This window comes from Rhodospirillales bacterium, from assembly GCA_016699855.1.
Taxonomy (GTDB): Bacteria; Pseudomonadota; Alphaproteobacteria; order Reyranellales; family Reyranellaceae.
Genome location: CP064988.1, coordinates 1,196,237 through 1,222,504 on the forward strand (window position 1 = coordinate 1,196,237; position 26,268 = coordinate 1,222,504).

Consider the following 26,268-nt stretch of genomic DNA (forward strand, 5'->3'; position numbering starts at 1 on the left):
GAGGAACTGCGCGAGATCGTCGGCGTCGGCGGGGCGGAACAGCGCCTCCGCCCTGCCGCCGACCCGGAACCAGGTGACGGACGCCAGCGGCGCATGGGCGGTCAGCCGGCCGCGCACCGGCGGCAGCCGTCGCCATGGCCGCTGTCGCGCCGGGCTGCATGCCGCCATCCCGCCCGCGTCGCCGGCGCCGCGCGCGTCGACGGCTCGGCGCGCCCTGCGTCCAGGGGAGCGCATGCCCACGTCGTGATGTTGCCGGCGCCCAGGCAGACCACGAGGTCGCCCGGCCGCGCGATCGTCCGCCCAGCGCCGGCAGCGCGGCCGGGTTCGCAGCGCCACCACGCTGCGGATGGCCGGGCGCGCAGCCCTCGACCAGGGCATCCCGGTGACGCCCTCGATCGGCTTCTCGCCGGCGGCATAGACGTCGGCCACGATCACCGTGTCGGCGTCGTTGAAGCAGGAACAGAACTCCTCGAACAGGCTGGAGAGGCGCGTGTAGCGGTGCGGCTGCACCACCGCGATGACGCGCGCCCTGCCACCTGGCTGGCGCGCCGCCTTGAGCACGGCGGCGATCTCGACGGGATGGTGGCCGTAGTCGTCGATCACCGTGATGCCGTGCGCCTCGCCGGTGCGGGTGAACCGCCGTTTCACACCCGAGAAATTCGCCAGCGCGCGCCGTATCACCTCGTCGTCGACGCCCATCTCGGTGGCCACGGCGATGGCCGCCAGCGCGTTCTGACGTTGTGGTGGCCCAGCATCGGCAGGCGCAGGCCGCTGGATCGTGCGCGCCGCTGGCCACGCGGTCGCGACCAGGCCACGTCGAAGTCGGCGCCCTCCGGCGTCAGGACGCAGGTTGATCGCGCGCACGTCGGCCTTGGCGCGGACGCCGTAGGTGACGATCTTGCGGTCCGACAGGCGCGGGATCATCTGCTGCACGGCGGGATGGTCGATGCACAGCACCGCGAAACCGTAGAACGGGATGTTCTCGACGAAGGTGACGAAGGCGGCGCGCAGCGCGTCGAAGTCGCCGTAGTGGTCGAGATGCTCGGGATCGATGTTGGTGACGACGGCGATCGTCGCCGGCAGCTTGACGAAGGTGCCGTCGGACTCGTCGGCCTCGACCACCATCCACTCGCCGCGGCCGAGCCTGGCGTTGGTGCCGTAGGCGTTGATGATGCCGCCGTTGATGACCGTGGGGTCGAACTGCGCGGCGTCGAGCAGCGCGGCCACCATCGACGTGGTCGTCGTCTTGCCGTGCGTGCCGCCGACCGCGATCGACCATTTCAGCCGCATCAGCTCGCCCAGCATCTCGGCGCGGCGCACCACCGGCACCAGCCGCGCGCGCGCCGCCAGCACCTCGGGATTGTCCTTCTTCACGGCCGACGACACGACCACGACCTGCGCGCCGCCGACGTTCTCGGCGCGGTGGCCGATCGCCACCTTGATGCCGAGCGACGCCAGGCGCTTGCAGTTGGGGCTGTCGGCGATGTCGCTGCCCTGCACCTTGTAGCCGAGATTGTGCAGCACCTCGGCGATGCCGGACATGCCGATGCCGCCGATGCCGACGAAGTGGATGGTGCCGATGCTCAGCGGTAGCGCCCTCATGCGGCGGCTCCTTGGACGGGCGGTTGCGGGGCGGCGGCGCCGTTCCCGGCGGCCGCCCCCATGGTCGCGACGACGAGGTCGGCGAGCAAGCGCGCCGCGTCCGGCCGGCCGGCGCCGCGCGCCGCCGCCGCCATGGCGGCGAGGCGCGCCGGATCGCCGAACAGCGCCTCCAGACGGTCGCGCAGCGCGTCGGCGGTGAACGCCTCGTGAGGCAGCAGGATGGAAGCGCCCACCTCGTCGACCGCGCGGGCGTTCGCGCGCTGATGATCCTCGGTTGCGTGGGGGAAGGGGACGAGGATCGATGGCCGCCCGGAAGTTGAGAGCTCGGCCACCGTCGACGCACCCGCCCTCGCGACGACGAGGTGGGCCCCGGCAAGACGGGCCGGGAAATCGGGAAAGAACGCGCGGCATTCGGCGTCGACGCCGTTGGCCGCGTAGAACGCCGTCACGCGCTCGAGATCGTCGGCGCGGCATTGCTGCGCCAACCGCAGCCGGCGGCGGACCGCCTCGGGCAGCGCCACGACCGCCTCGGGGATCACCTTCCCGAACGATGCCGCGCCCTGGCTGCCGCCGATCACCACCATGCGGATGAGCGCGTCCCCGCCCGGCGGCGCGTAGGGGATGTCGCGCACGGCGCGCACGGCGTCGCGCACGGGGTTGCCGACAAGGCGCACGCGCGGATCGGCGGCGTCGAGATGGCGGACCTCGGCGAAGGCGGTGGCGATGGTCGTGCGCGCGCCGGCCACGAGGCGGTTGGCGCGGCCGAACACGGCGTTCTGCTCGTGCACCAGCGTCGCGATGCCCCGCGCGCGCGCCGCAAGCAGCGGCGGCACCGAGGCGTAGCCGCCGAAGCCGACCACCAGCGCCGGCGCGAGCCGGCCCAGCAGCGCGTAGGCCTGGACGCAGCCGACGCCCAGCGCCGCCACGTTGGCGATCCGGTTCGCGATGCCGCCGGCGCCGGGGCTGCCCGACCTCACGCTGTGGACGGGATGCTCCGCCAAGGCGCCTTTCCACTGCCGGCCGCGGTCGTCGGTGACCAGCGCGATCGGCACGCCGCGCGCCGCCAGCTCGCCCGCCAGCGCCTCGGCCGGGAACACATGGCCGCCGGTGCCGCCGGCGGCGAGGACCACGGGTCGGTTGGACGCGCCGGTCACGACGCCTCCCCCAGCCCGACGCGCTCGCGCGTCAGCGCCAGCAGCATGCCGACCGACAGCGCCATCGCGATCGCCGACGAGCCGCCATAGGAGATGAACGGCAGCGTCATGCCCTTGGCCGGCATGAGCTGCACCGTCGAGGCCATGTTGATGAAGGCCTGCAGGCCGAACTGGATGGTCAGCCCGGCGCCGGCGAGCATGATGAACAGGCTGGTCTCGGTGGCGACGCGGGACATCGAGCGCAGCGTCACGAAGGCGAACAGCGCCAGCACCATGAGGCAGGCGATCAGGCCGAACTCCTCGCCCGCGACCGCCATCACGAAGTCGGTGTGCGCGTCGGGAAGCTGCGCCTTGACCGTGCCCTCGCCCGGGCCGCGGCCGAACAGCCTGCCGTTCATGAACGCGTCGAGCGCGGTGTTGACCTGGAAGTTGTCGCCCGCCTCTGGGTTGAAGAACCGGTCGATCCGGCTCTGCACGTGGCCGAACATGAAATAGGCCGCGACCAGCCCGACGCCGGCGACCAAGACGCCGATCGCGACCAGCCACGCCGACAGGCCGGCCAGCACGAACTGGGCCGCCCAGACCGCCGCCACGACCACCGACATGCCGAGGTCGGGCTGCATCAGCAGCAGCGCCATCGTCAGCAGGAACAGGCCGGTCGACAGGGTGTAGCCGGGGAACCTGGGATTGAGCTTGCGCTGCGCGAACAGCCAGGCCGAGATCACCGCGAGGCTCGGCTTGACGAACTCCGAGGGCTGCACCGAACCGAAGCCCGGCACGGAGATCCAGCGACGCGCGCCCTTGATCTCCGCCCCGATCACGAAGGTCGCCGCCAGCGCAACGAGGCCGCCGGCGAACACCAGCAGCGCCAGCCGGCGCACGTAGCGCGGCGGCGCCAGCGAGACGCCCAGCATCACGACCAGCGCGACCGGCAGGAACACGAGCTGGCGGCGCACGAAATGGAACGAATCGGCGCCGATGCGCTCGGCCGCCGGCGGCGATGCCGCCATCGTCAGCATGACGCCGGCGCCCATGATCAGAAGCACGGCGCCGAGCGACCAGCGATCGACCGTCCACCACCACCTGCCGACGACCGACGTGTCGTTGCGCGGAACGACGATCATGCGGCGCCCCCCGTCTCGACCACCGCGCCGGGCAGCCCGCGCCATGGCGCGGAACGCGTCGCCGCGGCCTCGAAGCTGGGCCACTGGTCGTAGGAGGCGCAGGCCGGCGACAGCAGCACGACGGCGCCCGGCCGGCGGTCGCGGCCCGCCATGGCGTGCGCCTGCGCGAGCGCGGTCGCGAGGTCGCCGCTGCGGGTGTGCGGCACCGCGGCGCCGAGCGTCGCGGCGAACGCGTCGCTCGACTTGCCGACGAGGAAGGCGTGCACGACGCGGTCGAACAGCGGCGCCAGTGGCGCGATGCCCTCGGCCTTCGGCGTGCCGCCGACGATCCAGTAGATGGTCGGATAGGCCGCCAGCGCCTTCTCGGCGGCGTCGGCGTTGGTGGCCTTGCTGTCGTTGACGTAGACGACGCCGTCGACCACCGCGACGCGCTCCTGCCGGTGCGCGAGCCCGGGGTAGGTGGCGATGCCGCGGCCGATCGCGTCCGGCGCGAGGCCGAGCGCGCGGCAGGCGGCGTAGGCGCAGGCGGCGTTCTGGCCGTTGTGCGCGCCGGGCAGCGTCTTGACCGTCGCGAGGTCGATCTCCGCCCCGTCGCGCGCGTCGCGCAGTCTTCCGTCGACGACATGGACGCCGCCGTCGACGGCGCGTCCGACCGCGACCGGCACGACGGCGCGCCCGGCGGTGCGCAGCGATCGCGCGACGGCGGCGGATTCGGCGTCGTCGACGCCGACCACGGCGGTGTCGCCGGGGCGCTGGTTGTCGAACACGTGGCGCTTGGCGGCGACGTAGCCCGCCAGATCGCCGTGGCGGTCGATATGGTCGGGCGTGAGGTTGATCCAGACGGCGACGTCGAAGCGCAGCGACGGCACCAGCTCGAGCTGGAAGGACGACATCTCCAGCACGTAGACGCCGTCGGCGCCGAGCGGGCGCGAATCGAGCGCCGCGGGGCCGAGGTTGCCGCCGACCTCGCGGTCGATTCCCGCTGTCTTGAGGATGTGGCCGATCAGCGCCGTCGTGGTCGATTTGCCGTTGGTGCCGGTGATCCCGACGAAGCGCGCTTTCGGCCGCGTGCGGGCCAGCAGCTCCATGTCGCCGATCACCGGCCGGCCGGCGGCGCGCGCGGCGGCGGCGGCGGGATGCGGCGCGGGGAAGGTGTGCGGGATGCCCGGGCTGATCACCAGCGCGTCCCAGCGGTTCCAGTCGACCGACGCCGGATCCGCCAGCCTGTAGCCGTGGCTCTGCGCCTGCGCGCGCTTGCCCGCGTCGTCGTCCCAGACCGCGAAATCGACGTCGGCCGCCTTCAGCGCGCGCGCCGCCGCCAGACCGCTGCGGGCGAGCCCGAGCACGGCGAAGCGCGAACCGCGGAGCGACGAGAGGTCGATCATCGCCGCCTCACCTCAGCTTCAGCGTGGAGAGGCCGACCAGCGCGAGCACCGTGGCGATGATCCAGAAGCGGATGACGATGGTCGGCTCGGCCCAGCCCTTCTTCTCGAAGTGGTGGTGCAGCGGCGCCATGCGGAACACGCGCCTGCCCGTGAGCTTGAACGACAGCACCTGGACGATCACCGACACCGTCTCCAGCACGAACAGGCCGCCGACGATGGCGAGCACCACCTCGTGCTTGATGATGACGGCGATGGCGCCCAGCGCGCCGCCCATGGCCAGCGAGCCGGTGTCGCCCATGAACACCATGGCCGGCGGCGCGTTGAACCACAGGAAGCCGAGTCCGCCGCCGATCAGCGCCGCGCACAGCACGATCAGCTCGCCCGAGCCGGGGATGGCGTGGAGCTGCAGGTAGGTCGTGTAGACCGAGTTGCCGACGATGTAGCTGATGATCCCGAACACCGCCGTGGCGATGATCACCGGCACGATCGCCAGCCCGTCGAGGCCGTCGGTGAGGTTGACGGCGTTCGAGGCGCCGACGATCACCAGCGCGGCGAAGGCGAGGAACCCGATCGCGCCCAGCGGCACCAGCAGGCTCTTGAAGAACGGCAGCGCCACCTGGTGGCGCAGCGCCGCCGGCGAGGCGTCGGCGATCAGCGCCGCCGCCGCCATCGCGATGGCGACCGCGACCAGCAGCTTCAGCCGCCCCGACATGCCCTTCGGGTTGCGCTTGCTGACCTTGAGGTAGTCGTCGAGGAAGCCGATGCCGCCGAAGCCGAGCGTGACCAGCAGCACGATCCAGACGTAGCGGTTGCGCAGGTCGGCCCACAGCAGCGTGCCGACCACCAGCGCGATCAGGATCAGGAACCCGCCCATCGTCGGCGTGCCCTTCTTGGTCAGCAGGTGCGCTTCGGGCCCGTCCTCGCGGATCGGCTGGCCCTTGCCCTGCTTGCTGCGCAGCCAGTCGATCAGGCGGCCGCCGAACATGAAGGCCAGCAGCAGCGCGGTGATGAAGGCGCCGCCCGACCGGAACGTGATGTACCGGAACAGGTTCAGCGGACTGAACTGGTCGGCCAGCGGCGCCAGCAGATGGAACAGCAACTCAGACTCTCCCCGTCGCGCGCGGCGCCGTTCCGCCCAGCGCCAGTATCGCGTCGACCACGACCTTCATCCGCGACCCCAGCGATCCCTTGACCGCCACGACGTCGCCCGGACGCAGCGCCTCGACGACGCGCTGCGCGATTCGCGCCGAGTCGGGCGCGTGCGCTGCCCGCAGGCCGGCGGGCAGCGCCCGCGACAGCGCCGCCATGTTGGGGCCGGCGGTGAACACCGCGTCGACCCCGGCCGCCGCGATGTCCGGCGCCAGCCCGACATGCAGCGCCTCGGCGTCGGCGCCGAGCTCGAGCATGTCGCCCAGCACCAGCAGCCGGCGGCCGCCCGGCCCCGGCGTCGTCGTCGCCAGCACCGCCAGCATGGCGCGGACCGCGACCGGGCTGGCGTTGTAGCTCTCGTCGACCAGCTCGATCTCGCCGCCGCCGAACGCCACCCGCCGGCGCGCGCCGCGGCCGGCGGGCGCGCTGACCGATTCCAGCGCCGCGGCCGCCGCCACCGGATCGGCGCCCAGCGCCGCGACCGCCGCCAGCACCGCCTGCGCGTTCATCGCCCAGTGGGCGCCGGGGGCGCCGACGCGATAGCGGAGTTCGCGGCCGTCCACCAGCGACCGAACGTCGCTACCGGCCGCGTCCAGCGCGCAATCCAGCAGCCGGAATTCGGCGTCGGCGTGGCGGCCGAAGCCCACCACCCGGGCGACGCCCTCGGCGCGGGCCCGCGCCGCCAGCGTCCCGAAGTGTGGATTGTCGCGCGGCAGCACGGCGGTGCCGCCGGCCATGCCGGCGAAGATCCGCGCCTTCTCCTCCGCGATCGCCGCCTCGGTGCCGAAATGCTCGAGATGGACGCCGGCGATGGTCGTGATCACCCCGACATGGGCCGCCGTCATGCGCGCCAGGGGCTCGATCTCGCCGGGATGATTGGTGCCGATCTCGCACACCGCGTAGCGCGTCGATGGCGGCAGCCGCGCCAACGTGAGCGGCACGCCGATATGGTTGTTGTGGCTGGCGTCGGCGCCGTGGGTGGGGGCCTGCGCCGACAGGACGTGTCGCAGCGCGTCCTTCGTGCTGGTCTTGCCGACGCTGCCGGTGACGGCGACGATCCGCGCCGTCGCGCGCGCGCGGGCCGCGCGGCCCAAACCGACCAGCGCCGCCAGCGTGTCGTCGGCGACCAGCAGCGGGCCGGTCGCGTCCAGAGCCTCGGCCTGCGACGCCGCGACCAGCGCGGCGGCGGCGCCGGCCGCGAAGGCGCGACCCACGAAGGCGTGGCCGTCCATGCTCTCGCCCCGGATCGCGACGAACAGGTCCCCCGGACGCAGCGTGCGCGAATCGATCGAGACCCCCGCCGCCTCCCAGCCGGCGGCGCCGACCGCGCGCGCGCCCGAGGCGGCGATCGCGTCGCGCGCGGTCCACAACGGCGGGCGCGGCGGCATCGCGGTCATGCGGCGGCTCCGCGCGCGCCGGACGCCAGTTCGCGCGCGACCGCGGCGTCGTCGAACGGCAGCGTGACGCCACCGATGGTCTGGCCGCGCTCGTGGCCCTTGCCGGCGACGACCACGACGTCGTCGGCCGAGCGCGCCGCCTCGAGGCCGGCGGCGATCGCGGCGCGGCGGCCCTGGGCGATGTCGACGACATGCGCGGCGCCCACCGGCACGCCGGCCATGATCGCGGCCCGGATCGCCGCGGCGTCCTCGCCGCGCGGGTTGTCGTCGGTGACGAAGGCGGCGTCGGCCAGGCGCGCGGCGATCGCGCCCATGATCGGCCGCTTGCCGGCGTCGCGGTCGCCGCCGCAGCCGAACACCACGATCAGCCGGCCGCGCACGTGCGGGCGCAGCGCCTCCAGCATCTTCTCCAGCGCGTCCGGCTTGTGGGCGTAGTCGACCAGCACCGCCGCGCCGAGCGGATGCGTCGCCACGCGCTCGAGCCGGCCGGGCGCGCCGGTCAGGCGCGACAGCGCCGCCGTCGCCACGTCGGCCGTGACACCGCCGGCGACCGCCAGACCGAGCGCCGCCAGCGCGTTGCCGGCCATGAACGCGCCGATCAACGGCAGGTCGACCTCGTGCCGCCGGCCGAAGATCTCGACGTCGAGGACCTGTCCGGCGCCACGCGGCCGCGATGCGCGCAGACGCAGCGCGTCGCCCGCCGCGCCGTAGCGCCACACCGGCAGGCCGCGCCGTCGGCAAATCTCGAGCAGCGCCGCGGTCTCCGGCGAATCGGCGTTGAGCACCGCGGTCGCACCCTCCGGCAGCAGCTCGGAGAACAACCGCGCCTTGGCGGCCAGGTAGGCCGCCATGTCGGGATGGTAGTCGAGATGGTCGCGCGACAGGTTGGTGAAAGCCGCCGCCGTGAAGCGGATGCCGTCGAGCCGGAACTGGTCGAGCCCGTGGCTCGACGCCTCGACGGCGGCGCGCGACACGCCGGCACGCGCCAGCGCCGCCAAGGTCTGGTGCAACGCCACCGGATCGGGCGTCGTCAGGCCGGGCGGGCTGGCCAACGCGGGCGACACGACCCCGAGCGTGCCGAGGCTGGCGGCGCGCAGGCCGGCGACCTCGAAGATCTGACGCGCGAACTCCACCGTCGAGGTCTTGCCGCTGGTGCCGGTGACGGCGACGACGACCTCGGGCTGCGCGCCGGCGAACACCGCCGCCATGCGCGCCAGCCGCCGGCGCGGCTCGGCGTCGCGCACGACGGCGACACCGGCGGGCACGCCGTCGAGCGTAGCGGTCGTCGACGCCAGCACCGCGACCGCGCCCGACGCGGCGGCTTGCGCCGCGAAGCGCGCCCCGTCGACGCGTCCGCCCGGCAGCGCCGTGAACAGCCAGCCCGGCCGCACGGCACGCGAATCGGCGGTGATGCCGGCGATCTCGGGATCTGACGCCAGCGGCGGCGATGCCGCGCCGCGCGGCGCCGAGAGACCGACCAGCTCGGACAGGCGCATGTCAGCGCTCCCCCGAGGTGGCGGCCTCGACCAGCTGGCCGATGGTCGGCGTCGCCGCGGCGACGCGCGGCCCGGCCGGCGCGGTGGCGACGACGGGCGCGCTCTGGGCCGGCGCCTGCGGCGACGCCGGCGCGGGCGCTTGCGCCAATGCCTTGGCCACCGCCGCCGGATCGACCGGCGCGATGCCGTACAGCGTCGTCATGTGCGTGATGATCGCCTTGACCGACGGCGCCGCGACCACGCCGCCGGTGGCGTAGCCGCCGGTGTCCTTGGTGCCTTTCGGCTCGTCGATCGAGAACACCACGACGTACCTGGGATCGCGCATCGGGAACGCGCCGACGAACGAGCTGATCAGCGCCTTCTCGCGGTAGCCGTGCTTGCCCGGCTTCTCGGCCGTCCCGGTCTTGCCGCCGACCTCGTAACCCGGCACCTCGGCCGCCTTGCCGGTGCCCTCGGTCACGGTCAGGCGCAGCAGGTCGCGCATCTGGCGCGACGTCTTCTCGGAGATCACGCGCTTGCCGTTCTCGCCCTTGCCGGGCTCGCGGCGCAGCAGCGTCGGCTTGTAGAGGACGCCGCCGTTGATCATGGCCGTCGTCGCCGAGGCGACGTGCAGCGGCGTCACCGACATGCCGTGGCCGAACGCGATGGTCAGCATGTTGATGCGCCGCCACTGCTTCGGATACAGCGGATGTCCGACCTCCGGCAGCTCGACCTGCACCGGCCGCAGCATGCCCAGCTTCTCGAAGAAGGCGCGCTGGCCCTCGACGCCGACCTCGGCCGCCATCTTGGCCGAGCCGATGTTCGAGGAGAACCGGAACACGTCGGCCACCGTCATGGCCCGGTTCTGCCCGTGGTAGTCCTTGATCGTGAAGCGGTCGATCTTGATCGGCTGGCTGGCGTCGAACACCGACGCCGTGGTGAAACGGCCGGTGTCGAGCGTCATCGCGGTGTTGAAGATCTTGAAGGTCGAGCCCTGCTCGTAGACGCCCAGCGTCGAGCGGTTGAACAAAGCGTCGTTGCTGATGGTGCGGTGCTTGTTGGGGTCGTAGGCAGGCAGCGACGCCAGCGCCAGCACCTCGCCGCTGGAGGCGTCGATCACCGCCGCCGTGGCGCCGATCGCGCTGAAGCGCTGCGTGGCGCGCACCACCTCCTGCTCGACGAAGCGCTGCAGCCGCACGTCGATCGACAGCCGTAGCGTCTCGCCCGCCTTCAACCGCTCGTCGAACTGCTTCTCGACGCCCGCCAGCCCGACGTTGTCGACGCCGGTGTAGCCGAGGATGTGCGGCGCGATCGCGCCCTGCGGGTAGAAGCGCCGCTCCTCCGGCTGGAACTCGAAGCCCGGCAGGCCCAGCCGCATGACCGCCGCGTGCTCGCGCGGCGACAGGCCGCGCTTGATCCACACGAAGCTGCGTCCCGACAGCAGACGCTCGCGGATCTCCTCGGCCTTCAGGTCAGGAAGGGTCGCCGAAAGCCGCTGGACGGCCTCCTCGACGTCGAGCACCAGCTTGGGCGTGGCGAACAGCGACATCACCGGCAGAGAGGTGGCCAGCACGACGCCGTTGCGGTCGACGATCTCGGCGCGCTCGCCCTGGATCTGGCCGCCATTGACCGCCCGGGTCACGCCCGGCTCGCCGCCCTCGCGCAGCAGCGACACGTAGGCCATCCGCAGGCCGACCGCCACGAACAGGCAGGTGAACAGCACGGCGCCCACAGCCAGCCGCGCCCGCGCTAGATCGAGCGCGTCGGCCGCCGGCGGAAGGTCGCGGCGCGCGGCCTCGGCCGGCGGCGGCTCCAGCGGATCGCGCTTCGGGGCGCGACGGAAGAGGCGGCCGATCACCGGGGCCCCCCGCGCATGGCGGCCGAACCCGCCGGCCTCTCGGATGCCTCGCCCTCCTCCAGCGGTCCGGCGGTGATCGGCTCGGGCGGCAGGTCGCGCGCGCGCCCCGGCTGGGGGCGGGTCTGCGCGGAGGCCGGCGCTGGGGCGCCGGCCTCCGGTCGCGCGGCGGTCCGGGGCGTCGTCGACGCCGAGGGGGCGTCGGTAGACGAGGGGCTCCGGTTCCGGGCCCCTTTTGTGGCGTCGTCTTGTTGCCGTCGACGATCGCCCCGCCGCCGCGGCGGATGGGAATCTGGTCTATGCGGCCGATCTGGCGCGCGCCGATCGGCTGCAGATGCACGTATTTGTCGTTCAGCCGCTCGATGCGCTGCAGCTCGCCGAGATGCGCCCACTCGACCCGCAGCACGTGGGTGGCGCGCTGGTTGTCGACGATCTGGCGGTTGATGCCCTCGATTCGCTCCTTCACCTCCTCGACACGGTACTTCACGAGGAAAAGCCCGATCCCCGTGGAGATCGCCGCGACGACCCAGAAGGCGACGCCGCGGTTGATCATGCGGCGCCTCCGGCGGCCGCCAGCCGCTCGCCGACGCGCAGCCGCGCCGAGCGCGCGCGCGGATTGGCGGCGACCTCGGCCTCGCCCGGCGTGACGGGGCGGCGCGTGACGACGCGCCACCGCGGCGCGCGCGCCGCGGCCGCGGCAGGCGGCGCGTGGCGCGACGGCCGCGGGCCGGAATCGGCGCCGTCGCGCAGGAACGCCTTGACGGCGCGGTCCTCGAGCGAATGGAACGACACCACCGCGAGGCGGCCGCCGGGCGCCAGCAACTCCTCGGCGGCGGCGAGACCGCGCTCGAGCTCGCCCAGCTCGTCGTTCACGTGGATGCGCAGCGCCTGGAAGGTCCGCGTCGCGGGATCGATCTTGTCGCGCGCGGCGGCGGGACCCAGCGCGCGGCGCACCACGTCGGCCAGCTCGGCGGTGCGCTCGAACGGCTTCTCGGCGCGGCGCGCCACGATGGCGCGCGCCACGCGGCGCGACTGCCGCTCCTCGCCGTAGGCGTAGATCACGTCGGCCAGCTCGCCGGCCTCGGCGCGGTTGACGAACTCCGCCGCCGTCGGGCCGTCGCCGGACATGCGCATGTCCAGCGGCCCGTCGTTGCGGAACGAGAAGCCGCGCTCGGCGCGGTCGAACTGCATCGACGACACGCCGAGATCCATCGCCACGCCGTCGACGGCGGCGACGCCGCGCGCGCCCAGCAGCCCGACCATGTCGCCGAAGCGTCCCTCGAGCACCGCCAGGCGGCCGCCGGACTCCGCCTCCATGGGCCGCGCCGCGCGCACCGCGTCCGGATCGCGGTCGATGCCGAACACGCGTCCCGCCGCGGTCGCCAGCAGCGCGCGGCTGTAGCCGCCGGCGCCGAACGTGGCGTCGACATAGGTGCCGCCGGCCTTCACCGCGAGCGCGTCGAGCACCTCGGCGGCCATCACGGGGACATGCGGCGCGCTCATGCGGCGCCGCCGCGCGCCGCGCGCACACGGCCGTCGAACGCCGCGCGCTCCGTCGCCTGCTGCGCCGCCCACGCCTCGGCGCTCCAGATCTGGAAGAAGTTGTTGCGGCCGACGAACACCAACTGCTCGCAACCCGCCCCGACCACGTCCTTCAACGACGCCGGCAGCGACAGGCGGCCTTCGCCGTCGAACCCGACATCGACCGCGACGCTCGCGAGGTAGCCGGCGGGGTTGGCGCCGTCCGTGAACAACTCGGCGTCGAACGCGCCCGCCTTGGTCTCGGCGGCGGCGCTGAGCTTGGCCATCAGCGCCTGGAACGCGCGCATGCCGCGCGCGTCGATCGCGTCATGGGTGGCGGAGCGGAAACCGATGAAGCCGTCGAAGCCGTCGGCGGAGAGATGGGCGCGCCAAGAGGCCGGCAGTGAAACCCGCCCCTTCTTGTCCACTTTCATGGTGTACGTGGACAGGAACATGCGCCGTCCCGTGCGCCTGTGCCGTCGCTGCCGCCCCACGCGGCCGTGACCCCCATGGCCTATTTGGTGGCTTTTGGGTATCTACGGGATATCACGGGAATTTACGGGACGTCAATTCATTCAGGGCCGAAAACCGGATATTTGACAGGAACTTAGGCCCGTTCTGCCTCCGTTTCCGGGAATCCACCGCCAGAGGCGGCAGGTTTGCCTGCACCACAATATGCAGTAGTCGCATCCGCGTCATGCTTGGCGCGAATTTACCATGGGGCGCCGTTATCCACAAAGCGGTTTGGATAACCCCGCCCCGGCCGTTTGGCGGGCCGAAATCAGCCTCGATCCGACGTCCGAACCGCCCTGCCGGCCCCCGGGGCTGGCGACCGACCGCCGGGCGCGGCATCATCGGCGGGTGAACGGAGGATGCCTCGCGATGACGGCGCGGATGAAACTGACCGATCCCAGCGTCTGGCTGGGTAGCGAGATCGCGCGTTCGTCACGCTGGATCCGCGATCTGCCGGCCGGCGCCGCCGCCGAGATCGACGCCGCGCTCGACGGCGTCAAAAGCCGCGGCCTGGCGTGGTCGGACATCACCCGCGGCGATTTTCCGCTGCCGTCGCTGGCGCCGCTGTTCGCCGACATCGCCGACGAGCTGGAGAACGGCAGCGGCATGGTGAAGCTGCGCGGCTTCCCTGTCGGCCGTTACGACGAGGCCGAGCTACGCCAGATCTATTTCGGCTTCGGACAACATCTGGGCACGCCCGTGTTCCAGAACCGTAGCGGCGAGTTGATGCGCGCGATCCGCGACGAGGGCGCCGCGGTCGGGCGGCTGTACGGCCAGGTCCAGACCGAAGGCGCACCAGGCGCCGGCGGCAAGACGTTCCTGTCGTCCTACGCGCGCACCCTGACCAACAACCTGCTGCGTTTCCACACCGACCGCACCGACGTCGTCGGACTGCTCTGCGTGCGCCAGGCCCGCGCCGGCGGCGTCAGCCGGCTCTGCAGCACCGGCGCGATCCACAACGCCTTCCTCGAGCGCCGGCCGGACCTGCTGGAGGTGCTGTTCCAGGATTTCTGGCGCAGCCGGCTGGGCGAGGAATCGAAGGACCCCTCGACCGTCTATCCGCTGCCGATCCTCGGCCTGCGCGACGGCAGGCTGACCAGCCACTACTCGCTGACCTTCATCGAGGCGGCGGAGCTGGTGCCCGGCGTGCCGAAGCTGACCGCGGCGCAACGAGAGGCGATCGACATGCTGATGGCCGTGGCCGACGAGTTGTCGTTCGAGATGACGCTGGCTCCCGGCGATCTGCAGCTCATCAACAGCCACGTCACCTACCACGGCCGCACCGCGTTCGAGGACGACGCCGCGACCGGGCACGACCGGCTGCTGCTGCGGCTGTGGCTGACCGTGCCGAACAACCGGGCGCTGCCGGAAGGCCACGAGGTGCTGTGGCGCGAGATCGCCGCCGGCACCCCGCGCGGCGGCATCGCCCAGGTCCCGGCCTGACGGCGCCCTAATCCCCGACCGGCCTGGCGGCCGGCGGCGCCAGGCCCGTAGCGGGGCCGGGCGGCCATCGACGCATGGCAGCCCGCCCTGCCGACCGCGCGCACCGCGGCGGCTTCGACGCCGGGGCCGCGACATTCCTCCTACGCCCGTCGCGGCGACCGGTGCATCGACGACGCGAGCGGCGCTTCGTGGTGGATCACGCCCATGGCCCCGGTCGCGGGCGTCTCCGGGCTATCCGCGCGCGCGGCCCGATTCGTCGCGCCGCCTGACCGCCGGACCCGCCTCGTACCAGCCGCGGGTGCGGTTCACGATCCACACGACCGACAGCATCACCGGGACCTCGATCAGTACGCCCACGACGGTCGCCAGCGCCGCCCCGGAGTTGAATCCGAACAGGCTGATCGCCGCAGCCACGGCGAGCTCGAAGAAATTGCTGGCGCCGATCAGCGCCGAGGGACCCGCGACGCAGTGCGCTTCTCCGGTGGCGCGGTTCAGCAGGTAGGCGAGCCCGGAATTGAAATAGACCTGGATCAGGATCGGCACCGCCAGCAGCGCGATCATCAGCGGCTGCGCGAGGATCTGCTCGCCCTGGAACCCGAACAGCAGCACGAGGGTCGCGAGCAGCGCCACGAGCGAGAGCGGCTGAAGTTTCCCGAGCAGTCGAAGCAACGCCGGCTCGCCGCCGCCCGCCATGATCGACCGGCGGACGATCTGGGCGAGGACGACGGGCACGACGATGTAGAGCGCGACCGACAGGAGCAGCGTCTCCCACGGCACGGTGATCGCCGAGAGGCCAAGGAGGAGCCCTACGATCGGCGCGAAGGCGACCACCATGATGAGGTCGTTGAGCGCGACCTGGCTCAACGTGAAATGCGGCTCGCCATCCGACAGACTGCTCCAGACGAACACCATGGCGGTGCACGGCGCGGCGGCGAGCAGGATAAGGCCGGCGATGTAGCTGTTGATCTGGTCGGCGGGGAGATACGCCTTGAACAACCAGCCGATGAACAGCCAGCCGAGCAGAGCCATGGAGAACGGCTTGACGCCCCAGTTGATGAACAGCGTCACCCCGATGCCGCGCCAGTGCGCCTTCACTTGCCCGAGCGCCGCGAAATCGATCTTGATGAGCATCGGGATGATCATCAGCCAGATCAGCGCCGCGACGGGCAGATTCACCTTGGCGACTTCGGCGGCGCCGACGGCCTGGAAAAACGCCGGAAAGAAGTGACCGAGCGTGACGCCGGCGACGATGCAGAGCGCGACCCAGACGGTCAGGTAACGTTCGAATGTCGACATACCGCTACTCCGGCTGCGCGGGGGGCAACCCGGCATCGATGGGTTCGGGGAACGATGCGGGGGAGGCGCCCCCCGGAGCGAGCGAATCGCAAATCCGCGGTCGGACGGTTTCACCGATCTCGGAGCCGACGACGGCGGCGACCAGGAACGCCTCGGCGGCGACGGGCTTCGCGAGGGTCCTCACGTCCATGTCTCAGCGCACCCGGCGGCCGGACTCGTCGATCACCGCCTCGCCGTCCTCCTTGCGGAACGCCTGACGCGGCGCCGCCGGCAGGAGGTCGAGCACGGCCTCCGATGGCCGGCACAGCCGCGCGCCGGCGGGCGAGACGACGATCGGCCGGTTGATCAGGATGGGATGCGCCATCATGGCGTCGATCAGCGCGTCGTCGGTCAGCGACGCGTCGTCGAGCCCGAGCGCGGCGTAGGGTGTGCCCTTCTCCCGCAGCAGCGCGCGCGGTGTCATCTCCATCCGCGCCAGCAGTCCGACGAGCATCGCCCGGCTCGGCGGCGTCTTCAGGTACTCGACGACGTGCGGTTCGATGCCGGCGTGCCGGATCAGCGCCAGCGCGTTGCGCGACGTGCCGCAATCGGGGTTGTGGTAGATCACCACGTCGATGGACGCGTCCGTCATCGCCGGGCTCCCGCTTTGCGCCGCGTCAGCGTCCCCTCCGCCGGGTCGCAAATCGGCGCCGCGCACGCGGCGGCGTCCCCGGCGCAGCAATTCTCGGTCAGAAATCCCATGAGCGCGTTCATCGCGTCGTAGTCGACGGCGTAGATCAGCGATCGCCCGTCGCGCCGCGCATGGACCAGACCGGCGTTCTTGAGCTGGCTGAGGTGGAACGAAAGCGTCGGCGCCGGGATGCCCAGATCATCCGCGATCCGGCCGGCCGGGACGCCGTCGGCGCCGGCGCGCACCAGATGCCGGAACACGTCGAGACGGTTCTCCTGCGCCAGACTCGACAACGCGACGACCGCATGTTTTGCTTCCATAGTTGTGAAACTATGGAAATATGCGCTCGTGTCAAGCCGAGGCCGGACCGCGCGATGGAGAAGATGTCAGACGGCCTGTAAGCCGGGTTCTGTTCCCGCTCGCGCGGGCGACGACCATTCCTCTGGGACGCCCGTTGCCGGACGCCTCGCGCGACCTACCCGGATGGCGACGCGGAAACGCGTTTCGACCGGTTTCCCGGCCAGTGCCATCCCTATTTGGTCTTGCTCCCGGTGGGGTTTACCTTGCCGCTTCCGTCGCCGGTCGCGCGGTGCGCTCTTACCGCACCCTTTCACCCTTGCCGCGGGCCGAAGCCCGGTTGGCGGTCTGCTCTCTGTGGCACTTTCCCTGGGGTCGCCCCCGCCGGCCGTTAGCCGGCACCGTGTTTCCGTGGAGCCCGGACTTTCCTCGACGCGTCGAGCGCGCCGCGGCCGTCCGGCCGTCTGACGCCGCGACTGGTACGCGCGCGCGCGCGGTCGGTCAACAGCAGCGCGGCTCAACCGCCCGCGAGCGTCAGCAGAGCGCGCGCCAGAGCCAAGGTTTCGGAATCGGCGCCGCCGCCGAGGCGATGCGGCTGGTATCGACGCTGGAACGCGGCGACGATGTCCTCGCGCCTCACCTCGACGACATCGGTGACGCCGTCGTCCGCCGGCCCCTCGGGCACGAGGACGAAGCGCCCGTCGCGCCGGCCGTAGCGGTGCGGCGGCGGATAGCCGATGCGGCGCAGCAGCGCATCGAGCGCACCGGCGTCGCTGCCGGCGGGGAGCTCCTCGACCGCCGGCGGCCACAGACCGACTCCGGCCGCCGCCAGCTCACGCCAGAAGAACAGCGCGCCGGGGTCGTCCTTGCGCCTCGGCGCGATGTCGGAATGGCCGACGACGTCGCGCGGCGCGATCGGGTGGCGCGCGACGATCCCGCGGCAGAGCTCGATCACCGCCGCCCGTTGCGCCTCGGGGTATGGATGGACGTTGCCGTCGAGGTTGACGATCTCGATCCCGATCGACGTGGCGTTGAGGCCGCGACGGTCGCGCCACCACGAGAGTCCCGCGTGCCAGGCGATCCGCGAGTCTTCGACCAAACGGTGGACCGTACCGTCGACATCGACGACGTAGTGCGCGCTGACGGCGCCGAAGCGTAGCAGCTCCAGCGACACGTCGAGCGGCTGCGCGGTGTGGTGCAGCACCAGCGTGTCGACGGCGCCGGCACGCGGCGCCGAATTCCGGGAGGGCGCGTCGATCAGGCGGAGCATGCGCGCAGCCCTGGCGCGCCGCGCCGCGCTCGGGCCAGCGCGCGCGCAGCCACCGACGCGCCGGCGCCTCGACCGCGGCGTGCAGCGCGGACGCGGCGAGGATCGAGAGCGCGACCATCGCGGCGAAGAACGGCCACCCGAGCTCGCCGCGGCGGCGGCGCCGGAGCGGTGCCAGAACGACCACAGCGCCTCGAAGACCAGCCAGTGGACGACGTAGAGCGCGTAGGAGGCACGGCCGAGCGCGACCATCGGCGCCGCGGACAATGCCCCCGGTATCGCGCCCCCTCCGCGCGCGGCGGCGACCACCAGCGCGCCGGCGCCGGCGACGAGCAGGTGATCGGCCCAGATCTGGCGCGGCAAGCCGGCGACGATCAGCCCGATCGCGGCCGCCGCGACCCAGGCGCGCCCGGCCGGCGACACGCCGCCGGGCGCCGGCGGACGCGCGGGCGTCGTCGACACGGGCGCCAACGTCCACGCGCGGCACAGCGCGGCGCCGGCTGTGAACTCGGCGGCGATGCGCGCGGCACCGTGCGCGGCGCCGGTGTGCAGCGTGGTCAATCCCGCGACGTGCGTGTAGGCGGCGTGCGCGAGCAGCGCCGCGGCGGCGAGCGCGAACGCGACCACGGCGCCGCGCGTCCATCCGACCAGCGCGAGGACCAGCGGGAACAGCAGATAGGCCGCCCATTCGTAGCTCAGGCTCCAGCCCGGCGGGTTGATCGCCTCGGCGGGGGTCCAGCCCCAGCTCTGCATCAGCGCGGCGTAGGTCGCCCACACCGCCGGATCGAACACCGGCGCCGAACCCGGCGCGCGCCAGCCCAGCGCCGTCGAGACCACCGGCTTCAACGCGAACAGCGCCAGCACGAAGAGCCACGCCGGCCACAGCCGCGCGACCCGGCGCCACACGAATGACGGCCACGCCGCCAGTCCATCGCGCGCGAACCGCGCGGCGTAGACGTGCGTGAGCGTGAAGCCGGAGAGGACGAAGAACAGGTCGACGCCGAGATAACCGCGGTCGACGACGGGCGGCATCGCGTCGAGGAACGCCGTGGCGTGGAACGCCACCACCCACAACGCGGCGACGGCGCGCAATCCGGTCAGCGCGGGAAGATCGTCCGGCGCGTCGCGCGCATTCACGCCGGGGCGTCCGCCGCCGCGCGCGCCGCGGCGCGTTCCGCGCGCACCCGGTCGTGCGCGGCGTTGATGGCGGCGAGGCGGCGGTTGGCGAGCGCCACCGCCTCGGAGGGCATGCCCAGCGCCACCATGCGGTCGGGATGGTGCAGGCGCGCGAGGCGGCGGTGCGCGGACTTCACCTCGTCGTCAGTGGCGCCGGGATCGACCTCCAGCAACGCGTAGGGGTCGTCCCCCAGGCGGGCGCCGGCGACCGACGCCACGCGCCGGAACCGCGCCTCGTCGAGCCCGAAGATCGCGGCCACGGCGCGCAGATAGGCCAGCCGGGCGTCGTCGAGCGCCTCTCCACCATCGGCGAGCGCGATCAGGAACAGGCCGGTCAACACGTCCTCGAGCACGGCGGGATGGTCGGGGAACAACCCCGCCAGCTGGCGCGCGTAGGGCTCGAAGCCTCGGGCGTCGCGCTTGGCGAGGTCGAAGAAGCGGCCGACGTTGTCGACCTCCTCCGGCGGCACCTCGAAGAACGAGCGGAACGCCGCGACCTCGCGCCGCGACACGACGCCGTCGACCTTGGCCAGCTTGGCGCCGAGCGCGATGACGCCGATGGTGAAGGCGATCTGCCGCGTCGCCGCCGGCCGCTCGTGCTCCGGCAGCTCGCGCGCGGCGGCGTCGAGCCACCACGGCCGCCGCGTCGTTCCGCCGGCCGCGCCCGCGACCTCGTCGACCGCGCCGGACTCGGCCAGCGCGTCGTAGGCGTGGCCGGCGGCGGCGCCCAGCAGCGCGCCGATCGGACCGCCGATCATCAGTCCGGCGGCGCCGCCGAGGATCTTGCCCCAGACGCTCATCGCCGCCTCAGATCGCCGCGCGGTCGAGCAGCGGCTCGACCACGGCCTCGAGCGAATCCGTGGTCACCAAGTAGCTGCTGCACACCACGAAATAGCCGGCCCGGCCGTCGAAGAATGCCGCCTCCAGGCGGTCGGCATCGAGATCCGTGGTGTCGAACAGGCTGCGCCGATCCGTCAGACCGCCGCCGCTCGCCGCGGAGCGCACGACGTGGCAGCGCGCGATCAAGTCCTCGTGGCGGCCGACCGCCTCGTACAATCCCTGCTCCGACCATCCCGGCGGCTTGGTGCGCGCGGCCAGCGCGATCCACCACGGCACGCGGTAGAGCGATTCGACGCGCGCCCACATCGCCTCGAGGATGTCGCGGCAGTACAGCACCGGGGTCACCCCCATCGAATTGCGCGCGGATGGACGCGGATAGCAGAGCAGCGCGGCCGAATCGTGGATCCATCCGCGGATCATGTCGGACAACACCGGCGCGCGCGCCATCTTGCCGCGTCCGCGCACGATCAGGTCCGATGGCGACCAGCGGCGCAGGCACAGCAGATCGGCGTCCAGCGTCATCCACCAGCGCGCGTCCGACAGCCGCGGCGCCCCGAGCTTGACGAGCTGCTGGCGGTGCCAGCCGCCGCAATCCAGCGTGCCGAGGCCGGGGATCACCGCGCCCTCGTCGACCACGGCGATGTCGAGCGTGTCGCCGCCGTAGCGCGCCAACGCCTCGCGCGTCATCTCGACGTCGCCGCCGGGCGTCGCGATCCAGATGCGCAGCGGCGCCGGCCCGTCGAACCGCGCCCGCAGCGAGCGCAGCAGCATGGCGGCGCGCCGCAGGTCGTCGGACTCCTTCGACCCGCGCGTCGTCAGCGGCATGATCGCCTCGAGGTCGTTCCCCGCCATCGTCCTTTCCGCCGGTGGATCCCCTCGCCCCGCCACGCGGCGCAGAGAAGGGGAGGAAGCCTTTGCTGCGCGATATCGGATGCCGTGGTCCGGCGCAAGCACGCCAGACGCCGCGGCCTGTTACGGCGCGGCCTTCAGATGGCGTCCGAGGAACGCGAGGATCCGCCGCTCGTACTCGGCGCCGGCGATGTCGTGTAGATCCCAGTGGTGCGCGCCCGGCACGATCCACATCTCCTTCGGCGATCGCGCGGCGTCGAACAGCGCCCGCGTCTCGGCCGGCGGCGTGTAGGGATCGCGTTCGCCGCCCAGCACGAACACCGGCGCCGCCGCGGCGCCGATGCGTTCGACCGGCCGCAGCGCGCGGTGGGACACCCCGAAGCGCAGCGGCATCTGCGCGTAGAGCAGCCACGGCAGGGTCGCGCCGACGGCGGCGCCCATGCCGGCCGCCACGCGGTTGCGCGCGGAGTCCTCCAATGTCGCGTAGACGGCCTCGACCACCAGCGCGTCGAGCGGCGCCGGCGCGTCGCCGAGCAGCAGCGCGGCGCCGCCCAGCGAGAAGCCGATGGCGGCGACCCGCTGGCCGGGGAAGCGCCGGCGCGCCTCGGCGATCACGGCGCGGGCGTCAAGGCTCTCGCGGCCGCCGAAGGTCGTGAACGCGCCGTCGCTGCGCCCGTGCGCGCGCATGTCGACGAGGATCGACGAATAGCCGGCGCGGTGAAGGAAGCGGGCGCGGGACAGCATCGATTCGCGCGTCCCGGCAGAGCCGTGCAGCAGCACCACGACGCCGCAGGCGCAGGGGTTGGCGACGGCCCAGCCGCGGATCACGATCCCCGGCTCGCCGTCGACCGCGATCTCCACCACTGGCAGATCGGTCGGCGGCGCGCCGACCGGCCAGCGCGGCACCGACACCGCCCCGCCCGCCGCCACCCATGCCGCGACCAGGACGCCTATCGCCGACAATCCGAGCGCGATCCGGCTGAGCCGCATATCTTTGATCCAGTAATGAGCAAATACTCAATACTGGATTCGGCCCGCGGCGGCAAGCGCTCACAGCAGCGGCGCGGCCACGGCGACGGCCGCCAGCACGGCCAGCGCGAGACGGCGGAAAAACGTTTCGCTGGCCAACGGGAACAGCTTCTCGCCGATCAGGCCACCGGCGATGTACGGCGCCGCGAGCAGAGCGGCGAGCGCGACGGTCCGGCCGGTCAGCAGACCCCCGAGCGCCAATCCGGCGAGCGCCACCAGATCGACGGCGCTGAAGTAGACGATGAAGCTGGCGCGGATGGCCGCCGCGGCCTCGGCGCCGGCGAGGAAGAAGAACACCACCGGCGGCCCGGCCATGCCGCACAGCCCGTTGAGGAAGCCGCTGGCGGCGCCGGCGCCGAGCGTCGCGGCGATCCCCGGGCGGCCGGCGAAGCGCCAGCCCAACGCCAGAATCGCGACCGCCAGCAGCACCACGGCCGAGATCGCCCAGCGCAGCGCGGCGGCGTCGAGCGCGAGCAGCGCCCAGACACCGAGCGGCACCGCCAGGGTCGCGGCGGCCAGCAGGATGGCGATGCGCCGCCAATCGACCAGTCCGGCCACGCCGCGCAGCAGCGGCAGGGCGATGGCGAACTCCAGCAGCAGGCACACCGGCACGCCGACCGCCGGGCCGTACAGCGCCGCGAAGGCCGGCGTCATGATCATCGCCGCGCCGAAGCCGGCGAAGCCCCGTACGACGCCGGCGGCGAGCGCCACCAGCGCCGCGAGCGCGAGGGACGGGGTCAGCAGATCGGCCATGGCGCGCGACCATACGCGGCGGCCGGTGACGACGCACGCCGCTCGTGGATCGGCGGCCGCTGAAAGCGCGCGACGGCGCGCAAAGGCAGAACTACCCATTGGGCGCGGCGCCGCTATCGGATGCGGCGCCGCGTCCGATAGCGGCGCAACGCCCCCACGCTACGGCCGAAGGCGAGGCAACTTCCTGCGAAGCTTCGCGTTGAGATCGTCGGGCAGCACGTGGCGCATCGCCCGATCCGCGCGCGCGACGCGCTCGCGCCACCCCGACAACGCCGGAGGCCCCGTGCCGATCATCGAAGGCTACGCGATCGTCTCGCGCGACGGCATGATCGCGAACGCCGACGGGTCCCACCCCGAAACCCTCAAGATCGAGGCCGACCAGAGCTTCTTCCGAGCGGGACTGCAGCGGTCGCGGGCGATCGCGCACGGCCGCCACTCAGGCGGCGACGGCGCGGAGCTCTCCAGCGGCAGACGGCTGATCGTCACGCGGCGCGTCGACACGCTGTCCATCGATCCCGTCAACGCCAAGGCGGTCCTGTGGAATCCGGCCGGCGCGTCGCTCGCCGAGGCCTGCCGCCTGCTGTCGCTAGGCGACCGCGACGCGCTGGCCGTGGTCGGCGGCACCGACGTGTTCGGCGTGTTCCTGGCGATGGGCTACGACGCGTTCTTCCTGTCGCGCGCGGCCGGCGTCGAGATTCCGCGCGGCCGGCCCGTCTTCCCCGGTGGCGTCCCGCCGCAATCGGCGCTGACGCGGCACGGCATGGCGTTGCGCGAGAGCCGCGTGATGGACGCGGACAAAGCGCTGGTGCTCGAGGTCTGGAAGCGCGTCTGACGCGCGGCGCGCCCCGCGGACGCCTGGGTACACCTCACTCCAGCGGCACGCCGCGTCTGGCGCGGTCGTAGTCGGCCTTCGCCATCATGGCGACGAGGCCGGCGAAATCCGTGCCGGGCGTCCAGCCGAGATCGGCGCGCGCACGCGCGGCGTCGCCGAGCAGCAGATCGACCTCGGCGGGCCTGTAGAATTTCGGATCGACGCAGACCACGAGCTTGCCCGACTTCGCGTCGCGTGCCGTCTCCCGCTCGCCGGCGCCGGACCAGTCGAGCTTGATGTCGAGCGTCGCCGCGGCGAGCTCTACGAATTCGCGCACGCTCGACGTCCTGCCGGTCGAGACCACGTAGTCGTCCGGCGTCGCGGCGACGACCATGGCGTGCATGGCGCGCACGTAGTCGCCGGCGAAGCCCCAGTCGCGTCGGGCGTCGAGGTTGCCCAGCCGCAGCACCACGTCCTCGCCGTTGGCGATACGCGCCAGCGTCGCCGTCACCTTGCGGGTGACGAACTCCAGGCCACGCAGCGGCGATTCGTGGTTGAAGAGGATGCCGCACACCGCGTGCATGCCGTAGGACTCGCGGTAGTTCACGGTGGCGTGGTGGGCGAAGGCCTTGGCGACGGCGTAGGGACTGCGCGGATGGAATGCGGTGGTCTCGCGCTGCGGCGTCTCGCGCACCTTGCCGAACATCTCCGAACTGGAGGCCTGGTAGAAACGGATATCCGGGTCGACGTGGCGGATCGCCTCGAGCAGGCGCAGCGCGCCCAGACCGTCGACGTCGGCGGTGTAGATCGGCTGGCCGAAGCTGGCGGCGACGAAGCTCTGGGCGGCGAGGTTGTAGACCTCGGTCGGCCGGACCGTCCGCAGCATGTCGATCAGGTTGGTGATCTCGAGCAGCTCGGCCGAGACCATCGACACGCGGTCGACCACGCCGACCTCGCGCAAACGCCACAGATTGGCCGAGGAGGTCCGGCGGATGGCGCCATGGACCTCGTAGCCGCGTTCCAGAAGATGCTTCGCGAGATAGGCCCCGTCCTGGCCCGTGATCCCCGTGATAAGCGCCCGCTTGACCATCACAATCTCTCAAAAATACAGCGAATTAAATGACTTAGTGGCATATTCTATATCAATATTTTCACTCCGGCGCAACCTGTGGGCGGACGGCGCGGCGAAGGACGCATTCATCACCCGGAGCGGAGCGAGGGATCTTTACGCCACCTAAGGACCCCTCGCTGCGCTCGGGATGACGGTTGGGGGCGACGCGACGGCGCGGGTTGGTCGAAAACGACGATGGGAGCTCTTCCCACGCGGTCTCGGCACCCGCCCGCCCCTCACATGTCGCCGACCACGGGATCGAGCAGTTCGCGCAGATGGCCGTGGCGCGCGAGCACGGCCGCGGTGTCGACGTCGGGCGCGGCGAGGTGGCGGGCGAGCGCGGTCGACTGCACGCCGCGCGCCAGCGCCGTCACGACCGTCGCCAGCTCGTCGACGCGGATCGACACCGGCACGTGCCGGGAATGCCGCAGCACGTGCATCGGGGTCTTGCGAGCGACGAACTCGTAGGTCGCGCCGGCGTGGCGCCACTTGTCGCGCGGCATCAGCTCGACGAAGGCGGCCGCGTGCGCCGCCGGCAGCAGCATGCCCGAGCCGTGCACGCCGCAGACGACGTGGCTGGCGGCGTAGCGCCGCAGCCACGCCTTCTCGTCGACCGGCGCGCCGGGGGCGATGCGCAGGTCGGCGACGCCGCCGGGCAGCACGCCGGTGACGCCGAAGCCGGCGACGGCGATGTCGGCGTCCGGCAGGCCGGCGCGGATCGCGGCGCAAAGCTGGGTGAACAGCATCGCTTGCTCGATCGCGTCGGTCGGCGGTGGCCGGTCCTGGCCGCCATAGGTCCAGCAGCGGTCCTCGCGCCAGATCAAAGTGACCACCGGCGGCCCCAGCGCCGCCGTCGAATCGAGGTCGAAGGGCGCGACCCGCGTGAAGGCGGCGATGTCGACGGAATGGGACCACACCCGGCCGGCGACCGAGGCGCGGCCACGTCGCGCCAGACGGCGCGCGATCGACGCCGCCAGCTTCGGGTAGCAGCGCGCGCCGTCGCGCAACGGCAGATCGACGGTCCAGATCTCGGCAACGCCGTCGGGCACCAGCCAGCGCTGCGCGCGCTGCACGAGGACGACGACGTCCCGGTCCGGATTCTCGGCGACGATGCGCGGCACGTCGAACAGCTTCTGCAGCGTGTGGCCGTAGAGGAAATCGACGCAGTCCACGAGGATCGGCGCGCGCACCGGCCGCAGCCGCTCGACCTTGACCGCCGGAATCCGTGGATCGGGCCGGCGCAACGCGTCGCCCATCGCCCGCTCGAACCACTCCCCGGCCAGCGGCCCGACCACGCGCGCCTCGGCGCGGTCGAACATCGCGGACCGCCCGGCGCCGTAGCCGACATCCAGATGCGCGTAGTAGCGGCGGCCGCAACCGGAACAAACCGCGTCGGCGCAGACGAACATGCCGGACACGAACGGCGCCACCGCCCGCAGCGCCGCGCCGCAGGCCGGGCAGGCCGCGTCGAGCGTCGGCACGGGATGGAGGTCGATCATCGCGGGACAGGGCCTCGGGCAGCGTGGCGCGGCGGACCATATCGGAGCGTCC

At 72.5% G+C, this 26,268-nt stretch carries 22 protein-coding genes, 1 other RNA gene and 1 pseudogene; 2 read left to right on the plus strand and 22 right to left on the minus strand.

The annotated features are described in order from the left end of the window. Window positions 1-101: 101 nt before the first annotated feature. The 10 genes and pseudogenes from IPK81_05680 to IPK81_05725 form a co-directional block, all read right to left on the minus strand. Window positions 102-1,602, minus strand: a pseudogene (locus IPK81_05680) (UDP-N-acetylmuramate--L-alanine ligase). Next, window positions 1,599-2,756 (minus strand): UDP-N-acetylglucosamine--N-acetylmuramyl-(pentapeptide) pyrophosphoryl-undecaprenol N-acetylglucosamine transferase, encoded by a 1,158-nt coding sequence (locus IPK81_05685; protein QQS13712.1) that lies wholly within the window; start codon window positions 2,754-2,756, stop codon window positions 1,599-1,601. Before IPK81_05685 ends, IPK81_05680 begins: the two are co-directional and overlap by 4 nt. Next, window positions 2,753-3,880 carry a cell division protein FtsW gene (locus IPK81_05690; protein ID QQS13713.1) on the minus strand — a complete coding sequence of 376 codons (1,128 nt, stop codon included), beginning with the start codon at window positions 3,878-3,880 and terminating at the stop codon, window positions 2,753-2,755. Before IPK81_05690 ends, IPK81_05685 begins: the two co-directional genes overlap by 4 nt. Next, on the minus strand, window positions 3,877-5,265 hold the full coding sequence (locus IPK81_05695; GenBank protein QQS13714.1) for a UDP-N-acetylmuramoyl-L-alanine--D-glutamate ligase: 1,389 nt from the start codon (window positions 5,263-5,265) through the stop codon (window positions 3,877-3,879). Before IPK81_05695 ends, IPK81_05690 begins: the two co-directional genes overlap by 4 nt. 7 nt (window positions 5,266-5,272) lie before the next feature. Next, window positions 5,273-6,364, minus strand: coding sequence for a phospho-N-acetylmuramoyl-pentapeptide-transferase (locus IPK81_05700; GenBank protein ID QQS13715.1), 1,092 nt, complete (start codon window positions 6,362-6,364; stop codon window positions 5,273-5,275). 1 nt (window position 6,365) lies between these two features. Next, on the minus strand, window positions 6,366-7,802 hold the full coding sequence (gene murF / locus IPK81_05705) for a UDP-N-acetylmuramoyl-tripeptide--D-alanyl-D-alanine ligase (GenBank protein QQS14971.1): 1,437 nt from the start codon (window positions 7,800-7,802) through the stop codon (window positions 6,366-6,368). 5 nt (window positions 7,803-7,807) lie between these two features. After that, window positions 7,808-9,307, minus strand: a complete 1,500-nt coding sequence (locus tag IPK81_05710) for a UDP-N-acetylmuramoyl-L-alanyl-D-glutamate--2,6-diaminopimelate ligase (GenBank protein QQS13716.1) — start codon at window positions 9,305-9,307, stop codon at window positions 7,808-7,810. A gap of 1 nt (window position 9,308) precedes the next feature. After that, window positions 9,309-11,144 (minus strand): penicillin-binding protein 2, encoded by a 1,836-nt coding sequence (locus IPK81_05715; GenBank protein QQS13717.1) that lies wholly within the window; start codon window positions 11,142-11,144, stop codon window positions 9,309-9,311. Window positions 11,145-11,690: 546 nt separating this feature from the next. Beyond that, complete coding sequence (gene rsmH, locus IPK81_05720) at window positions 11,691-12,644, minus strand: 16S rRNA (cytosine(1402)-N(4))-methyltransferase RsmH (GenBank protein QQS13718.1); 954 nt, start codon at window positions 12,642-12,644, stop codon at window positions 11,691-11,693. Continuing rightward, entirely contained in the window at window positions 12,641-13,117 is a 477-nt protein-coding gene (locus IPK81_05725; GenBank protein ID QQS14972.1) for a hypothetical protein, read from the minus strand. The genes rsmH and IPK81_05725 overlap by 4 nt, the downstream gene beginning before the upstream one ends. Window positions 13,118-13,544: 427 nt before the next feature. Here IPK81_05725 and IPK81_05730 point away from each other — a divergent pair, with 427 nt between their 5' ends. Further along, window positions 13,545-14,618: a TauD/TfdA family dioxygenase gene (locus tag IPK81_05730; GenBank protein ID QQS13719.1), complete on the plus strand. Its 1,074-nt coding sequence runs from the start codon at window positions 13,545-13,547 to the stop codon at window positions 14,616-14,618. Window positions 14,619-14,849: 231 nt separating this feature from the next. On the opposite strand, the gene arsB is transcribed toward IPK81_05730, so the two are convergent. The 10 genes from arsB to IPK81_05780 all read right to left on the minus strand — a co-directional run bounded on the left by arsB (window position 14,850) and on the right by IPK81_05780 (window position 22,795). Next, entirely contained in the window at window positions 14,850-15,914 is a 1,065-nt protein-coding gene (gene arsB, locus IPK81_05735; GenBank protein QQS13720.1) for an ACR3 family arsenite efflux transporter, read from the minus strand. A 4-nt stretch (window positions 15,915-15,918) separates the two neighbouring features. Next, window positions 15,919-16,104 carry a hypothetical protein gene (locus IPK81_05740; GenBank protein ID QQS13721.1) on the minus strand — a complete coding sequence of 62 codons (186 nt, stop codon included), beginning with the start codon at window positions 16,102-16,104 and terminating at the stop codon, window positions 15,919-15,921. 3 nt (window positions 16,105-16,107) lie between these two features. After that, on the minus strand, window positions 16,108-16,545 hold the full coding sequence (gene arsC, locus IPK81_05745) for an arsenate reductase (glutaredoxin) (GenBank protein QQS13722.1): 438 nt from the start codon (window positions 16,543-16,545) through the stop codon (window positions 16,108-16,110). Next, a complete protein-coding gene (locus tag IPK81_05750; protein ID QQS13723.1) occupies window positions 16,542-16,904 on the minus strand; it encodes a helix-turn-helix transcriptional regulator in 363 nt (120 codons plus the stop codon). Before IPK81_05750 ends, arsC begins: the two co-directional genes overlap by 4 nt. 62 nt (window positions 16,905-16,966) lie before the next feature. Further along, an RNA gene (gene rnpB, locus IPK81_05755) (RNase P RNA component class A) lies at window positions 16,967-17,349 on the minus strand. 49 nt (window positions 17,350-17,398) lie between these two features. Then, window positions 17,399-19,285 (minus strand): N-acetylmuramoyl-L-alanine amidase, encoded by a 1,887-nt coding sequence (locus IPK81_05760; GenBank protein ID QQS13724.1) that lies wholly within the window; start codon window positions 19,283-19,285, stop codon window positions 17,399-17,401. Next, window positions 19,282-20,124, minus strand: a complete 843-nt coding sequence (locus IPK81_05765) for a TerB family tellurite resistance protein (GenBank protein QQS13725.1) — start codon at window positions 20,122-20,124, stop codon at window positions 19,282-19,284. Before IPK81_05765 ends, IPK81_05760 begins: the two co-directional genes overlap by 4 nt. A gap of 7 nt (window positions 20,125-20,131) precedes the next feature. Further along, on the minus strand, window positions 20,132-21,016 hold the full coding sequence (locus IPK81_05770; protein ID QQS13726.1) for a hypothetical protein: 885 nt from the start codon (window positions 21,014-21,016) through the stop codon (window positions 20,132-20,134). A 120-nt stretch (window positions 21,017-21,136) separates the two neighbouring features. Beyond that, a complete protein-coding gene (locus IPK81_05775; GenBank protein QQS13727.1) occupies window positions 21,137-22,003 on the minus strand; it encodes an alpha/beta fold hydrolase in 867 nt (288 codons plus the stop codon). A gap of 60 nt (window positions 22,004-22,063) precedes the next feature. After that, entirely contained in the window at window positions 22,064-22,795 is a 732-nt protein-coding gene (locus IPK81_05780) for a TSUP family transporter (GenBank protein QQS13728.1), read from the minus strand. Window positions 22,796-23,078: 283 nt separating this feature from the next. Between IPK81_05780 and IPK81_05785 the strand changes: the two genes are divergently transcribed. Next, window positions 23,079-23,627, plus strand: coding sequence for a dihydrofolate reductase (locus IPK81_05785; protein ID QQS13729.1), 549 nt, complete (start codon window positions 23,079-23,081; stop codon window positions 23,625-23,627). A 34-nt stretch (window positions 23,628-23,661) separates the two neighbouring features. On the opposite strand, the gene gmd is transcribed toward IPK81_05785, so the two are convergent. Next, a complete protein-coding gene (gene gmd / locus IPK81_05790; protein QQS13730.1) occupies window positions 23,662-24,696 on the minus strand; it encodes a GDP-mannose 4,6-dehydratase in 1,035 nt (344 codons plus the stop codon). 257 nt (window positions 24,697-24,953) lie between these two features. Then, a complete protein-coding gene (locus tag IPK81_05795) occupies window positions 24,954-26,216 on the minus strand; it encodes a hypothetical protein (GenBank protein QQS13731.1) in 1,263 nt (420 codons plus the stop codon). Window positions 26,217-26,268 lie beyond the last annotated feature (52 nt).

Coding starts and splice junctions, on each gene's coding strand:
- gmd (QQS13730.1), bottom strand. CDS start 24,696: ATGGTCAAGCGGGCGCTTATCACGGGGATCACGGGCCAGGACGGGGCC.
- IPK81_05740 (QQS13721.1), bottom strand. CDS start 16,104: ATGGACGTGAGGACCCTCGCGAAGCCCGTCGCCGCCGAGGCGTTCCTG.
- IPK81_05765 (QQS13725.1), bottom strand. CDS start 20,124: ATGAGCGTCTGGGGCAAGATCCTCGGCGGCGCCGCCGGACTGATGATC.
- arsC (QQS13722.1), bottom strand. CDS start 16,545: ATGACGGACGCGTCCATCGACGTGGTGATCTACCACAACCCCGATTGC.
- IPK81_05780 (QQS13728.1), bottom strand. CDS start 22,795: ATGGCCGATCTGCTGACCCCGTCCCTCGCGCTCGCGGCGCTGGTGGCG.
- IPK81_05770 (QQS13726.1), bottom strand. CDS start 21,016: ATGGCGGGGAACGACCTCGAGGCGATCATGCCGCTGACGACGCGCGGG.
- IPK81_05695 (QQS13714.1), bottom strand. CDS start 5,265: ATGATCGACCTCTCGTCGCTCCGCGGTTCGCGCTTCGCCGTGCTCGGG.
- IPK81_05750 (QQS13723.1), bottom strand. CDS start 16,904: ATGGAAGCAAAACATGCGGTCGTCGCGTTGTCGAGTCTGGCGCAGGAG.
- IPK81_05690 (QQS13713.1), bottom strand. CDS start 3,880: ATGATCGTCGTTCCGCGCAACGACACGTCGGTCGTCGGCAGGTGGTGG.
- IPK81_05775 (QQS13727.1), bottom strand. CDS start 22,003: ATGCGGCTCAGCCGGATCGCGCTCGGATTGTCGGCGATAGGCGTCCTG.
- IPK81_05725 (QQS14972.1), bottom strand. CDS start 13,117: ATGTTCCTGTCCACGTACACCATGAAAGTGGACAAGAAGGGGCGGGTT.
- arsB (QQS13720.1), bottom strand. CDS start 15,914: ATGTCGACATTCGAACGTTACCTGACCGTCTGGGTCGCGCTCTGCATC.
- IPK81_05710 (QQS13716.1), bottom strand. CDS start 9,307: ATGCGCCTGTCCGAGCTGGTCGGTCTCTCGGCGCCGCGCGGCGCGGCA.
- murF (QQS14971.1), bottom strand. CDS start 7,802: ATGCCGCCGCGCCCGCCGTTGTGGACCGCGCGCGACGCGATCGCCGCC.
- rsmH (QQS13718.1), bottom strand. CDS start 12,644: ATGAGCGCGCCGCATGTCCCCGTGATGGCCGCCGAGGTGCTCGACGCG.
- IPK81_05730 (QQS13719.1), top strand. CDS start 13,545: ATGACGGCGCGGATGAAACTGACCGATCCCAGCGTCTGGCTGGGTAGC.
- IPK81_05795 (QQS13731.1), bottom strand. CDS start 26,216: ATGATCGACCTCCATCCCGTGCCGACGCTCGACGCGGCCTGCCCGGCC.